This window comes from Paenibacillus sp. FSL F4-0087 (assembly GCF_038020215.1).
In the GTDB taxonomy this organism is placed as follows: domain Bacteria; phylum Bacillota; class Bacilli; order Paenibacillales; family Paenibacillaceae; genus Paenibacillus; species Paenibacillus taichungensis.
Genome location: NZ_JBBODJ010000001.1, coordinates 5,370,678 through 5,383,838, shown reverse-complemented (window position 1 = coordinate 5,383,838; position 13,161 = coordinate 5,370,678). Strand labels below are relative to the sequence as shown.

Below are 13,161 nucleotides of genomic sequence, written 5' to 3'. Positions count from 1 at the left end.
TCTAAATTGAGGCAGTTGTTCTGTCAGGTTGTCAAACCATACAGTTTCAGTGTACACTTTTATGAAAGCGGTCAAAGAAAGCAATTTACATTGTTTTTGCTGGCCCAGCCCTAATATTAAGGAGACATGTGCATGAACATACTTTCCTACGGATTGCTCGGGCTTCTTACCCGCGAGGAGTCATCAGGTTATGATCTAATGCTGAAGATCCAGCCCCATTGGCAGGCTAAACACAGTCAGATCTATCCGCTCCTCTCCAAAATGGAAAACGATGAGCTTTTAGCCTCCCGCTGGGTGCAACAGTCTGACAAACCGGACAAAAAAATGTATGCAGTCACGGAAAAAGGTATTGAAAAACTGCTGGGATGGATGATCACTCCCGTTACCGCTCCGGTTACGCGTGACGAGTTCAATCTGCGTATTTTATGTGTCGGCATTGCGGAAGATGGAAGCATGAGACGCATTCTGAATGAGCGCAAAAACTGGTTTTTGGAACGCATCCGTTATTTCGAGGATTTGAAATCCCGTATACCTCAGGATAATTTGCGAGTAGGCAGTCGGGAATTCGGAAGTTACATTCTGGTACAAAAAGGGTTAATGAACGCGCAAACAGGCATCGAATGGTGTAACTGGGTAACCCAACTACTCGATGGTCAAGCGGCAATTCAGGACCCTTGTCCAAGTATTTCAGAAAATTAAACAAAATTTGAAACGTTCCTGTAAGTTGACCGTATTACTTGAGTAAGGCCCATTTTTGGGCGAATCAAACAAATTAATCGGGGGGTTACGATCTTTACAATGAAGAAAAAATTCGGAATTAAACATCTCATGATGGTTTTCATGGCCTTTACATTGTTGTTTGCAACAGTCGGAGTCGCGAATCCGGATTCTGCTGATGCTAGACGTGGTGGCGGTTTCAAATCAGGAACAAAAAGCTATACCAATACACCTAAGAAATCCGATTCCAACAGTAATGTGAGCAAATCTAATACGAATAACAACTCCAATGGAGCAGCTACAACGAACCGTGGCGGATTCTTCGGCGGTGGCGGTGGATTTATGAAAGGTATGATGCTGGGCGGTCTTGCTGGTATGATGTTCGGCGGATTGTTCGGTGGCATGGGCGCTCTGGGTAACATTCTTGGATTGCTCGTAAACGTAGCTGCAATCATGCTGATCGTGATGCTCGCGATGGCCCTGTTCAGAGCCATTACAAATCGCCGTAAACCAGCAGCAGATGGTCGTTATGACCGCCGTAATGATCGTGATGATGATGACCGTAACAGAAACGGACGGTACTAATCTCTATGGTTCTAAGCATGGATGAAATTGTAAACGCGATCTGTATTCACATGGCTGAACGCAAGGGTGTTCGCCCAACCGATGTCAATGTGGAACTGAGCTGGGAAGAAGATACGGGATATTCCGCAGAAGTCTGGATTCAAGGCCGCAGTCAGTATCTGGTCGAATCCAACATGATTGAAGCGATCCTGCGCTACCTGCACAGTGAATACGACATTCGGGCTTACCGTGAGAATGTAAGACTGGATCTGGATGAAGAGATCACAGCGATTGTGAATCAATAAATGAATAACTAATAAGCCATTTGCGGATGGAATATAAAAAGGACCGTCTCCATGATGTCATTGACATGATTGGAGACGGTCCTTTTTTTGTGTTCCTTGGGAAGATGAAACCTTTGTATCTACCTTCCCAAGATTCATACTGTAATCCTATGGCTACTTCAATTTCACCAGACTGTAGTTTTTCTTGCCTTTGCGGATAATGATGAATTTACCGCCGATTGCGTGCTCTGCAGAGACCGTGAACTCAAGCTCCGTCACTTTCTCACCATTCATGGAGATAGCCCCTTTGGTGACATCCTCACGCGCCTGACGTTTAGATGGCTCCAGGCCAAGATCCACGAGCCAGTCTACAATATTTTTTGCTTCACCATCGGTTTCGAAGGTCGGCATTTCTTTAAAGCCCTGCTCGATTTCCTCGGCTGTGAGGGAACGAATGTCTCCGCTGAAGAGTGCTGCGGTAATGCGTTTCGCCTGCTCCAACATATCGTCGCCGTGAACAAATTTCGTCATTTCTTCAGCGAGTGCCTTTTGTGCTTCACGCTTGTGCGGCTCCGTTTCTACCTTTTCAGCCAAAGCTTCAATCTCCTCTTTGCTGAGGAACGTGAAGTATTTCAGGTATTTGATGACATCACGGTCATCCGTGTTCGCCCAGAACTGGTAGAATTCGAATGGAGTCGTTTTATTCGCATCCAGCCAGATGGACCCTCCTGCGGATTTACCGAATTTCGTTCCGTCAGATTTAAGCATAAGTGGGATTGTCAGACCGTAAGCTTTTGCTTCTGGCCCTTCTTTTTTACGGATCAGGTCCAGACCACTTGTAATATTGCCCCATTGATCGGAACCGCCGATTTGCAGCTGTACATCCTCATGTTGGAACAGGTGCAGATAATCGAGCGATTGGAGAATCTGGTACGAAAACTCGGTAAATGAAATTCCGTCTTCCAGTCTGCTCGCAACTACATCTTTAGCCAGCATTGTGTTGAGGTTAAAGTTTTTACCGTAGTCACGCAAAAATTCAATCACATTGATTTTGTGTGTCCAGTCGTAGTTGTTGACCATACGCACCTGATTGTCACCATCCGTTACGAAAAGCTTTTTCATTTGTGCAGTCAGAGCGTCCACATTGGCCTGTACCTCTTCCAACGTTTGCAGGGAGCGTTCCGATTGACGACCACTTGGATCACCAATGGTTCCTGTTGCCCCACCAATTAGAATCACTGGACGGTGCCCAGCAAGTTGGAAACGTTTCAGCATCATGAACGGGATCAAATGTCCGATATGCATGCTGTCTCCTGTAGGGTCAACCCCGCAGTACAATGAAACCGACGTGGTCTCGGTCAGCTCACGCAGACCCTCCGCATCTGTCTGTTGATTAATGGCGTCGCGCCATTCCAGTTCATCAATAATATTCAAAACAAACAACCCCTTCTCTATGCATTGGTATTAGGCCATGATCTACGTTAATTCACAAGGAGCTAAGCCGGGCGAGGCTTTTTTGGACACAAAAAAATCGCCGCCTTGTCTTCAATAGACATAAGGGACGATTATCATAACCGTGGTACCACCCAACTTGCACAGACAACAACTCACACGCTGTCCATACCGCTTTCAGCAAAATATCGTTTGCCATTCCGCTTGGCATTACCCAAGTACTCCAGAGTGTAATTCGCAGCCCTTGTATGTATCAGGTTCCATCAACCCCTGACTTTCTGTAACAGGGACAAAGCCGCTACTGCGCTCTATCAACGTAATTCATGTATTCAATTTATAGCCAGTATAGCCGAACGTTAATATCATTGCAAGGCCAAGTATTTAATCTTTATATAGAGCAACAGATGAGTGCCTACGCCAAAGTTTATAAAGACATCATGTTCAACTTCCCGTGATAATATGCATATGCCTTTTCTGCAATCTGATCTTCATTGTTCCAAAATTGCTGATCCAGCGCATCAAGATGTTGCTCCTCCTCTATTGTTAGAAACTTAGGAATATCCCACAGTTCAGCAAGTCTTTCATCCTCTCCCAAATGCTTAATGCAGCCATATGCTGACTTTATGATGTCCATTACTTGAGTCGCACCAATCGTATGTAATGCCCGCAACGCATAAAGGTACGCCTCTTCGCCCCAGTTGCAGAAAAACTGAACAAAACCACCGTTAAAGACGTCCACCTCTAGCAGCCATAAAGCAGCAATTTCCTGTTCATTCGTTGTTAACGCAGCCCAGCCCTGAGCGGATTCATTCTTTTTCCCCACAAAGGTTAACGCATATTCATACCACACATCATTAATATCCTATTCACTCATGTCAATCACCTCTCTTTTCTTGGTTCCAGCCTCTCCAGATCTTGCCGTTTACCCGACTGATGCCAATACAAGTAAGGATCTCCAAGCTGTTGGAAAGCCTTCTCAACACTTTGGGTCAATTCTTGCATCACTGCGTTTGTGTAATTCAAATGTGTCTGTTTATTATCCACACCATATCGTTTCAGCAATTCCACATGCGCTGCCGTAAAAATGATATCCTCCAGCAGCCAGTAGATCACTTCTTCCGTCTGTTCCATTCTTTTTTCCAACATGACCATGCCACGCTCGTATATACGAACTATATATGCATCATTTTCACTCTCTACATATGGAACACCTTCCCCTTTAAAGCTCTCAAACAAGCGGTTAACATCGTTCTCTATCTGCTGCCTGCGGAAGGATGTCCGCTCAAGCAACTGAAAAAGAGTTCTTGCAATCTCTGGTTTGCTTAGTATGTTGGACATAAAATCTCCTTTTGACATGATAATGAAAAGGCTGCCAATGGCAGCCTCTTCATAACAAGTTTTCAATCAGGTCCCACAGAAAGTCCGGTAGGAGGTATCGCACTGCGTAGGCAGTTCCGCGTACTCAGCCTGTTCGGTAGAATGTTCAAACGGGTTGGAAAGAACAGCTAGAAGTTTCTCCATAACACTAAGATCTCCGTGATTCTCTGCTCGGTCCAGTGCTTCTTCCACCCGATGATTACGAGGAATCACCGCCGGGTTGTTAGACTTCATCAATTGCTGCGATTCTTCTTTCCCTTCTTGCTGTCTGCCTAATCTTGCCTGGCGACGCTCATTCCATTCTGCAAACTCTGAAGTGTCGAACAAGGGAGCTCCGTTGAGCGTATCAAAGGTTAGTGCGAGAAACGTATTCGTGTAATCTGCACTATGCTTCTCCATCAATTCAAGAAGATCTCTGATTAACACTTCATCCTCAGCCTCTTCATTAAACAAGCCCAGTTTGCTCCGCATTCCCGAGAGCCAGTGGTGATGATACAATTCGGAGAATTGTGCAATGGCATCCTGAGCAATTTGTACAGCCTGTTCTTCGTCCTCATGCAGCAGTGGCAGAAGCGTTTCGGCAAACCGAGCCAGATTCCAGCCGCCAATATACGGTTGATTTCCATATGCATACCGACCTTGCGTATCAATGGAGCTAAATACCGTCGCTGGATTGTAGGCATCCATAAACGCACACGGCCCATAATCGATGGTTTCACCACTGATGGCCATATTATCTGTATTCATTACGCCATGAATAAAACCAACCTGTTGCCACTTAGCGATAAGTGAAGCCTGTCGACGAATGACTTCCTGAAGTAACTGGAGATAGCGATTATCGGCTTCGGCAATATCGGGAAAATGCCGTTTCAGTGTATAGTCAGCCAATGCTCTGAGCTCATCAATCGATCCCCATCTGGCTGCGTATTGGAAGGTTGCTACACGTAAATGACTTGAAGCCACCCGAGTCAGGATTGCACCAGGTCGCTCTGTTTCGCGTGTAATGTTTTCTCCAGTAGATACAACCGCCAGACTTCGCGTTGTTGGAATACCCAGTGCATACATCGCTTCACTAATAATATATTCACGCAGCATTGGCCCAACAGCAGCACGTCCATCGCCTCCGCGAGAATATGGGGTTCTTCCCGAACCCTTCAGCTGGATATCCATTCGCTCGCCTTGTGGCGTGATCTGTTCTCCCAGCAGCAAAGCCCGTCCATCACCAAGCATGTTAAAATTGCCGAACTGATGACCTGCATAGGCCTGAGCCAGAGGCTCGGCACCTTCCGGAATCAGGTTACCTGCAAACACCTCCGCTCCTTCATCACTGTTGAGAGCCTCAACATTCAGCCCCAGGCTGGCCGCAAGCAATGTATTGAAGATGATCAATTTCGGTGTTTGAACAGGTGCCGCACCCTGATTTGTAAAAAAGGTCTGTGGCAAACGTCCATAACTATTGTCAAAGTGCCAGCCTTTTTTCAACGTTTCTTGTTGCATGGTGATCACAACTCCTTTTCTGTAACCAAGCGATATCAGGATATCTCTTCGTTTTATTTTAGCCTTGTGAACCAATGCTCATTTATGTAGTCGCATGGAAATTCAACGGGAAGAACATGTAGCATGTTCATGATGAAACTTTAGCATATTTATATCCCTTTTGCATTCATCCTGCTGTAACTTTAATACCCGAGGCACCGTTTAAGTTTCAAAGGGGGGATCAGATTGAGAAAATATATCTATGTGATTGGCTGTATGACACTTTTGTTCATGTGCCTTACCGGGTGTTCAGCGGACAACATACAATCAAAGGGAAATCAGGTTATCGTTCAACAACCGGTTGAGAACTCCAATCAATACACTCTGTATAGAAAAATTACCGATCCAGCACAGGTGCATGCCATTAGGAGCATCACCCGCTCCATTCGATCGAACCACATTATAGCGGATATGGTACGGCCTCCGGATTATAAATTCTTTTTTGAGAAAAAGAATACAACTTCCTCAGATAAAAGTGACATCTATAATCTCTGGATCAGTCCCCATCAGGATCAGGTTGAAATCATCATTGAAAGCAAGCCTACCTATGTTCAATTAACTAAGGAGAAATCTGCCAAGCTTTTCGAACTAATCACAGGTGAAAAGCTTCCGGGGTATGTTGAATAAAACCAAACCAGCCACTCGTACTCCACAGTTCAACCCAATATAAAAACCCAAGAGGTTTATTCGTAAGGGGGAGTCATTCCGATCATTCCACCTCAATGATTACCATCTTGGGTCTGTTCAATTTATTCAGATCGCATGCAAGTTAACAAGACAATCTTACGTATGTGCTTCTTGAGCCTGTACAGGCTGTACGGGCAGACTCTCCTTTTTAAATCCGAGGTTAAAGAAGATATTGAGCAGAATGGCGCATAGACTGCCTGTGATAATACCATCACCAACAATAATGCGGATACTTTGAGGCAGCTGGGCAAACAGATCAGGCACAGCCGTGACGCCAAGACCGAGTGAGACCGAACAAGCAACGATTAACAGATTGGATTGCTTGCTGAAATCCACATGTTGCAGCATTTTAATCCCAGATGAGACCACCATGCCGAACAGAACCACTGTTGCCCCGCCGAGTACCGCGCTGGGAATAATCGTTGCGAATGCCGCAACTTTGGGGATGAGTCCGAGAAAAACCAGAATACCTCCGGCTGCAACAACCACATTGGTCGTTTTCACTTTGGAGAGCTGAACCAAACCAACATTCTGGGCAAATGTGTTGTACGGAAAAGCATTGAAGATTCCACCAAGCACAAACGCTAGACCTTCTGCGCGATATCCTCGTGCCAGATCCTTTTCGTTGATTGGTTGATCACAAATTTTACTCAAAGCCATAAATACACCTGTTGATTCAATGATAACTACCGTACCTACAATGATCATTGTAATAATGGGGCCGATTTCGAAGGTTGGCCATCCAAAGTAAAAGGGCTGGGGCAAATGAAACCAGGAGGCCTCCTGAACAGAGCTGAAATTCACTTTTCCCATGAGGGCAGCGACGAGAGTACCCACAATAATACCGAGGAGAACTGCGAGGGATTTGACAAAGCCGCGAGCATATCGATTCAGCACCAGAATGAAGAGCAATACCCCGAATGAGAGAGCCAGATTGTCTAAGCTTCCGAAATTTTCGCTGTTTGCTCCGCCTGCCATGTTTTTGATACCTGTTGGAATCAACGCCAGACCAATAATGGTTACGACTGTTCCAATCACTACGGGAGGAAACAGTTTGACGATTTTACTAAAGAAGACAGCACATATAACGATGAATATTCCTGCTGCAATGATGGAACCGTAAATGGCTGGAATTCCATATTGTGATCCAATCGCAATCATCGGAGTCACAGCAACAAATGAGCTTCCAAGAACTGCTGGCAAGCCTATCCCCAAATACTTCCCTTTACGTGCTTGAAGCCATGTCGCGACACCACAGGTTAACAGGTCAATCGATACCAGGTACGCCAATTGTTCTGCAGTCAGGTTTAACGCCCTTCCCACAAGCAGCGGAACCAAAATGGCCCCGGCATACATCGCCAATACGTGCTGAATTCCCAGTGAAAAAATCCTCATTCTCTTGGTTTCTCTCATCCCTACCTGCCCCCTGTAATTTAGAATCACTTTACCGCTGCAAAAATCATGTTATGTTGATTCACATTATATAAACAATTGCTTCAAGTTCCATGATTCATGTTACGGAATTGTTACAAAACATAAATAGATTCAGTCTTTTTATGCGCATTATACAAAATTAACACATAACCCGATCTATTACATGTCAGTTAATATAACAACAAAGGTTGAATAACGTTGCACTCTTCATACTTCTTCGCTAAGGATAATTACACGTCACGATTTAGTAGTAAAGATTTCCTTTAGATCAATCTCTTGATCTCTGTTATGATGATTAACGGCAAATTTGAGAAATTCGGGAGGAACTTCCTAGATGAGACAAAATTTTAAAGGTATCACCCTATTTTACTTAAGCATGCTTTTAGTGTTACTAGCCTGTCCTTGGAATAAGGCCGCTGCTGCCGATTCCTACAAATCGTTGGACTTATACTATCCAACAGACATTGACGATCACTGGGCATACGATACCCTTGACAACTTCGTTAATGCTGATTTACTAAACGGGTATCCCCTAAGTACTGGCGAAGTGGCTCTCAAGCCCAATCATCCCATTACCCGTGCAGAATTTGTTTCTATTCTTGTACAGTCGGCAGGGCTACATAGCACTGCTCAAGGGAAAGCCTTTAATGATGTGAACGCAGGCAAATGGTATGCCGATGCGGTCCGGATCGCTAGTTCACTTGGCGTAGTTGGAGGCATATCCAGTACTGAATTTGGTCCAGATCTCCCTATCACCCGCGGAGATATTGCCGTTATGGTTGTACGGACTTTCTCCAGCTCCATCCAATCTGAAGGCTCTGCCAAAACCTTTAAGGATGTCCCCAACTATTACGCAGCCTCGGCCATTGCAAAAGCAAGCCAAACAGGGATCGTTTCGGGTATGACGACCACCACGTTTCAACCGTTTGCGAAAGCCACTCGCGCCCAATCGGTTGTCATGCTAGAGCGGGCTTTACGTTTGGAACAAACCCAGCTCCCTGATACAACTGAACTGATAACTCTGGCTTCCAACGCAACCGAACAGGAGATTACGGCGATGTCTGAACACAGCTACGATCAAGTTTCTGATATCTATGCTACATATTACACCGGTTATCAGCTCTCCTTTAATCTCACTTCACTTGATGATCTGACATCCGCTCTGGATGAGCAAACCCAGCTGGATATTGAATGGATCTCCAAACCTGTTTTCTCCATTGTGGAGCGCTCCAATCAATATGCCGTATTGGAAGCGAATGGCGGCAAAATTAAAACGAGCATCAATGCAGGTAAGGACCTAAACGAAGAAACCATTTCATTAGACGGGTTGTATAGGCTCAAGAAAATGGATGATAACACCTGGAAAATCTACGCGGTTTTACCTTATGAGGGATAACATCAGAAACACTGATATATAACAAAAAGCACTGAACCGGGTTCAGTGCTTTTTGTTATTTCAATAAACCATTAAACAGCTATTTCAGGCAAACAGTGATTCCAAGCCCCTCATCTTGAGGGGATCGGATAATCGACAACAATCACATTCTCCACCCACTCATTCAGGGAGGTTACAAATGCCTGATGAGCAGGATGTGGACCATAAGCACGCAGCGCTTCCTGATCTTCAAATGTCACTCTCAGGCCAAGTGTGAAGCCCTGAATATGATCGGTCTCCTCGGTTACATTAATGCCTGCGGTGAGATCCACAATTCCAGGAATCTGTTCCTGTAAGGCGAGTAATTGAGCTACCAATTCCTGCTGTTTGACCGTAGTAATTTTATCGTTCAATTTGAATACAACCAAGTGTTCATACATTACCTGCTCCTCCTCATTCCTGTAACAAGTTATTTAGCTTTTTAATACTCTGCGCTGAACATGATGCAGCAACTTTTGAAGCCAGAGCACATCACTCTGTATCGAGTGGTAGGCATGATCTCTCATCAAGAACAATGCATCTTTCAAATCCTCCTGAAGATCAATCTCCTGAGGTGTATGAGAATCAATGTATTCCAGCCTCTTATTCATTTTCTCAATAATATCCTCAATCAAGTAAGCAATCTTTTGATTATCCACCTTATCCAAATGGACCAACGCAGCGTATAAGGACTGTACGTTCGTAAACTTCTGGAACACCTTATATATGCTCTCTTCCAGGGACTGACGTCCTTTTTCGGTAATTCCATATGTCGTTTTGTCCGGTCGATTTTCAGTCTGGATTGTTTCTACCTTCTCGATAAGACCCTTCTTCAGCAACACTTCAAAATTATAATAAATGGTGCCCTCGGTAATCTTGGCATCCGTTTGATCCAGATGTTTACCAATTCGCTTCTTAATATCATAGGGATAATAATTCCCTTCACTTAGTGCACCGAGTATAAATATTTGAATCGACATTGTGACTGCCCCCATTCTGCTCTTCCAAGGGTACAGCTTCTTCCTGATCGCCTACCCTCATAACTTCTATTTTATATCATAACGGGCTGTTGTACAGGTTCTTGTACGGTATCAATTTGCTTGGCTTTTTTGAAATGATGAATAGCCGTATTGATAACAAAGGCTCCCAAGCCCACCAATGCCAGTCCAACCGCATATTCTACCGTCTTCCCTCCGCCGAAGAGAATATTATAATCCAGATGCGTTGAATAGAACATCGGTGTGATGTGACTCACGAATTTGAAATATCCTGGCATCATCTCCGGTGACATGGACGTCCCGTTTGCAATAGATTGGCTGAGTACAAATATCATATTGATCAGCATTCCGCCTTGACCGAGAAGCATGATAAAGATGCTGGTGAACTCAATTGACACAAACAGCTGTAAACTGTGTACCATCCACATTTTCAAGAATACTTCCACGCCATACCCCTGCACCATAAAATAAATGCCGATCCCTACGAGTGGAGCAAGGATGGAAACAAGCAGGTTTGTACCTCGCATGGCAAAGAATGCTCTCCATTTCCCCATCTGTCCTTGCAGTTGCTTCATTCCGCCAATGCTTTGCATCGCATAGATCATGGCTCCAACATAGAGCGCCATGGTGATGAACATCGGTGCCATCTGATTCTGCATGCCTGCTGGCTGCGGGTTGCTCAGAACAATGTCAGATGACACTTTGCCCATAGTGGATTCCACAATCTGTTTCGATTGCTCTGCAGGAACCTGCATACTGCTCAGCACACCCTCGAAGCTCTGTGCCTGAACCTGTGCACCCATCTGCGCGGTGATTTCAGCTGCAACATTTTTCATGGAGCTCGTGATTGTTGTTGGGTTCGATTCATTAATCAGGTACTGTAACTGAGCTTTACCATCCTGTTCAGACAGTTTCTCCGTAAAATCACCTGGTATACGTATGATCATATGAATATCCCGGTCTTCCAGCCCCGTCTTCGCCTGTTCTAATGATTCGTTGGTAACTACCTTAAATGGCAATTGTTCTTGCAACTTTTGTACAAATCCTGTACCGGACTGCTGGTCCTCGTTGACAATGGCAACCGTAAGATTCGTTACATTTTTGGGGATTGCGCTATACCCCGACATAAAAACGGTCAACATTACAATTTGATAAAAAACGATCATGAATATGCCTGCCTTGACTCCGCCGTGCTTCAGTATGTTCTTCACTCTCTACTCCACCTTGTTGTCTCAATTTAAACTACTTGAATTAAAGTACTCTTATTTGTTATATTTGTCAATGAGACCAACCAAGGAGGCGAAAAGAATGACGAAGAGCTCTATTATTTCTCTGTCAGAAATTACGAATTTCCAATCGAAAGAAGAAGAATTCAGTCCCTACCGTTGGTATCGCAGCATGTTGAATCAGGAACCCGTCATCTACAATGAAGAGACCGATTCCTGGCATGTATTCAGGTATGATCTTGTCAAAACCGTGCTTAATGATCACGAGCATTTCTCCAGTGTGAGAAAAAGATCAATTGTTAATGTGGGATATTCAAGCGAAGAAAAAGGTGCGGACAGCGAGCATCATATGCCGGACAAGCTGGATATTCACAATGTAGATCCGCCGGAACATCGCAAGCGGAGATCATTGCTGGCAAGTGCATTTACACCCAGAAGTCTCAAGCTCTGGGAACCAAGAATAGAGGCAGTGGCCGAAGAGCTGATCAGAGAATTTGAAGGTCAATCGGAAGTGGACATTGTTGAAGCTTATACGAGCATGTTTCCTGTCATTATCATGTCTGACCTGCTCGGCATCCCTTCCAAAGATCGTCATTTGTTCAAAGATTGGGTGGACACCATGTTTATGCCTACTACCGATGCCACTTTTGATCAAATTAACGAAATGAAAAAGATTGCCGGGGAGGAATACTTCAAGTACTTGTATCCCTTCGTTGTGTCCAAAAGATCCAATCTGGGAGAAGATATCATATCAGACCTGATCCAGGTTGAGCTCGATGGCGAGCACTTTACAGATGAAGAGATTGTGCGAACCACCATGTTTATTCTGGGCGCCGGCATAGAAACTACAAGCAACCTGCTGGCCAACTCGTTCTATGCCCTTCTATATGACCAACCGGAACTGTATGCCGAACTCAGGGATAACCTTGAGCTTGTCCCAGCCGCGGTAGAGGAAATGCTGAGATACAGGTTTCACATCAGCAAAATGGACCGTATGGTCAAAGAAGATAACGATCTGCTCGGAGTTAAACTGAAAAAGGGAGACGCTATCGTAGCGTGGATGAGTGCAGCCAATATGGATGAGAATATGTTCGAAGATCCGTTCACCTTGAATGTTCATCGTTCAAACAATAATAAACAGCTTGCGTTTGGTTTTGGTACTCACTTCTGTCTGGGGGCTCCTCTGGCCCGTCTAGAGGCCAAAATTGTACTGACCGCATTTCTAAAAACGTTCACCAGCATTGAACCTTTGCAAGGATTCAATCTGGAGGAAAACCTGATCCCTTCTGCGGCTGGACAATCTTTAACAAGTCTTCCGATGAAATTGTATAAGTAAATACATCTGACGTAAATTCATTTATAAATTGATAATCTTCACTATAAGTTCTATGGATACACTCAAAACAAAAAAGAGCAGATCCCATCTGCTCTTTCTCTCTACTCTTTTCTTTATAAATAACCTGTATCCTTCC

The 13,161-nt window shown here is 44.6% G+C and carries 14 protein-coding genes and 1 other annotated feature; of the genes, 6 read left to right on the top strand and 8 right to left on the bottom strand.

Going from position 1 to position 13,161, the window contains the following annotated elements:
- Positions 1 to 132 precede the first annotated feature (132 nt).
- From MHB84_RS24805 to MHB84_RS24795, 3 genes are all read left to right on the top strand, one after another.
- Entirely contained in the window at positions 133 to 699 is a 567-nt protein-coding gene (locus tag MHB84_RS24805; RefSeq protein WP_076289075.1) for a PadR family transcriptional regulator, read from the top strand.
- 99 nt (positions 700 to 798) lie between these two features.
- Complete coding sequence (locus tag MHB84_RS24800; RefSeq protein ID WP_076289074.1) at positions 799 to 1,302, top strand: hypothetical protein; 504 nt, start codon at positions 799 to 801, stop codon at positions 1,300 to 1,302.
- 5 nt (positions 1,303 to 1,307) lie between these two features.
- Positions 1,308 to 1,586, top strand: a complete 279-nt coding sequence (locus MHB84_RS24795) for a YxcD family protein (protein ID WP_024630486.1) — start codon at positions 1,308 to 1,310, stop codon at positions 1,584 to 1,586.
- Between the two features lie 153 nt (positions 1,587 to 1,739).
- On the opposite strand, the gene tyrS is transcribed toward MHB84_RS24795, so the two are convergent.
- The 4 genes from tyrS to MHB84_RS24775 form a co-directional block, all read right to left on the bottom strand.
- Positions 1,740 to 2,999, bottom strand: coding sequence for a tyrosine--tRNA ligase (gene tyrS, locus MHB84_RS24790; protein WP_076289073.1), 1,260 nt, complete (start codon positions 2,997 to 2,999; stop codon positions 1,740 to 1,742).
- A gap of 120 nt (positions 3,000 to 3,119) precedes the next feature.
- Positions 3,120 to 3,341 (bottom strand) — a binding site (T-box leader).
- A gap of 100 nt (positions 3,342 to 3,441) precedes the next feature.
- Positions 3,442 to 3,867, bottom strand: a complete 426-nt coding sequence (locus MHB84_RS24785) for a DMP19 family protein (RefSeq protein WP_256716802.1) — start codon at positions 3,865 to 3,867, stop codon at positions 3,442 to 3,444.
- Between the two features lie 29 nt (positions 3,868 to 3,896).
- Positions 3,897 to 4,373 (bottom strand): Imm63 family immunity protein, encoded by a 477-nt coding sequence (locus tag MHB84_RS24780; RefSeq protein ID WP_143764675.1) that lies wholly within the window; start codon positions 4,371 to 4,373, stop codon positions 3,897 to 3,899.
- 48 nt (positions 4,374 to 4,421) lie between these two features.
- Positions 4,422 to 5,891, bottom strand: coding sequence for a protein adenylyltransferase SelO (locus tag MHB84_RS24775; protein WP_076289071.1), 1,470 nt, complete (start codon positions 5,889 to 5,891; stop codon positions 4,422 to 4,424).
- 225 nt (positions 5,892 to 6,116) lie between these two features.
- Between MHB84_RS24775 and MHB84_RS24770 the strand changes: the two genes are divergently transcribed.
- Positions 6,117 to 6,557: a hypothetical protein gene (locus MHB84_RS24770; protein WP_076289070.1), complete on the top strand. Its 441-nt coding sequence runs from the start codon at positions 6,117 to 6,119 to the stop codon at positions 6,555 to 6,557.
- A 156-nt stretch (positions 6,558 to 6,713) separates the two neighbouring features.
- On the opposite strand, the gene MHB84_RS24765 is transcribed toward MHB84_RS24770, so the two are convergent.
- Positions 6,714 to 8,030 carry a nucleobase:cation symporter-2 family protein gene (locus tag MHB84_RS24765; RefSeq protein ID WP_076289069.1) on the bottom strand — a complete coding sequence of 439 codons (1,317 nt, stop codon included), beginning with the start codon at positions 8,028 to 8,030 and terminating at the stop codon, positions 6,714 to 6,716.
- Positions 8,031 to 8,385: 355 nt separating this feature from the next.
- Here MHB84_RS24765 and MHB84_RS24760 point away from each other — a divergent pair, with 355 nt between their 5' ends.
- The gene (locus MHB84_RS24760) at positions 8,386 to 9,447 is read left to right on the top strand and encodes an S-layer homology domain-containing protein (protein WP_076289068.1); all 1,062 of its coding nucleotides are present in this window, start codon (positions 8,386 to 8,388) and stop codon (positions 9,445 to 9,447) included.
- Positions 9,448 to 9,557: 110 nt separating this feature from the next.
- On the opposite strand, the gene MHB84_RS24755 is transcribed toward MHB84_RS24760, so the two are convergent.
- The 3 genes from MHB84_RS24755 to MHB84_RS24745 all read right to left on the bottom strand — a co-directional run bounded on the left by MHB84_RS24755 (position 9,558) and on the right by MHB84_RS24745 (position 11,674).
- On the bottom strand, positions 9,558 to 9,866 hold the full coding sequence (locus MHB84_RS24755) for a Dabb family protein (RefSeq protein WP_076289067.1): 309 nt from the start codon (positions 9,864 to 9,866) through the stop codon (positions 9,558 to 9,560).
- 33 nt (positions 9,867 to 9,899) lie between these two features.
- A complete protein-coding gene (locus tag MHB84_RS24750; protein ID WP_076289066.1) occupies positions 9,900 to 10,445 on the bottom strand; it encodes a PadR family transcriptional regulator in 546 nt (181 codons plus the stop codon).
- Between the two features lie 71 nt (positions 10,446 to 10,516).
- Positions 10,517 to 11,674: a YhgE/Pip domain-containing protein gene (locus tag MHB84_RS24745; RefSeq protein ID WP_076289065.1), complete on the bottom strand. Its 1,158-nt coding sequence runs from the start codon at positions 11,672 to 11,674 to the stop codon at positions 10,517 to 10,519.
- A 97-nt stretch (positions 11,675 to 11,771) separates the two neighbouring features.
- Here MHB84_RS24745 and MHB84_RS24740 point away from each other — a divergent pair, with 97 nt between their 5' ends.
- Complete coding sequence (locus tag MHB84_RS24740; protein ID WP_076289064.1) at positions 11,772 to 13,025, top strand: cytochrome P450; 1,254 nt, start codon at positions 11,772 to 11,774, stop codon at positions 13,023 to 13,025.
- Positions 13,026 to 13,161 lie beyond the last annotated feature (136 nt).

Excerpts from the sequence above, each read along its gene's own strand:
- MHB84_RS24805 (WP_076289075.1), top strand. The coding sequence starts at position 133 with ATGAACATACTTTCCTACGGATTGCTCGGGCTTCTTACCCGCGAGGAG.
- MHB84_RS24800 (WP_076289074.1), top strand. The coding sequence starts at position 799 with ATGAAGAAAAAATTCGGAATTAAACATCTCATGATGGTTTTCATGGCC.
- MHB84_RS24795 (WP_024630486.1), top strand. The coding sequence starts at position 1,308 with ATGGTTCTAAGCATGGATGAAATTGTAAACGCGATCTGTATTCACATG.
- MHB84_RS24780 (WP_143764675.1), bottom strand. The coding sequence starts at position 4,373 with ATGTCAAAAGGAGATTTTATGTCCAACATACTAAGCAAACCAGAGATT.
- MHB84_RS24775 (WP_076289071.1), bottom strand. The coding sequence starts at position 5,891 with ATGCAACAAGAAACGTTGAAAAAAGGCTGGCACTTTGACAATAGTTAT.
- MHB84_RS24765 (WP_076289069.1), bottom strand. The coding sequence starts at position 8,030 with ATGAGAGAAACCAAGAGAATGAGGATTTTTTCACTGGGAATTCAGCAC.
- MHB84_RS24760 (WP_076289068.1), top strand. The coding sequence starts at position 8,386 with ATGAGACAAAATTTTAAAGGTATCACCCTATTTTACTTAAGCATGCTT.
- MHB84_RS24755 (WP_076289067.1), bottom strand. The coding sequence starts at position 9,866 with ATGTATGAACACTTGGTTGTATTCAAATTGAACGATAAAATTACTACG.
- MHB84_RS24750 (WP_076289066.1), bottom strand. The coding sequence starts at position 10,445 with ATGTCGATTCAAATATTTATACTCGGTGCACTAAGTGAAGGGAATTAT.
- MHB84_RS24740 (WP_076289064.1), top strand. The coding sequence starts at position 11,772 with ATGACGAAGAGCTCTATTATTTCTCTGTCAGAAATTACGAATTTCCAA.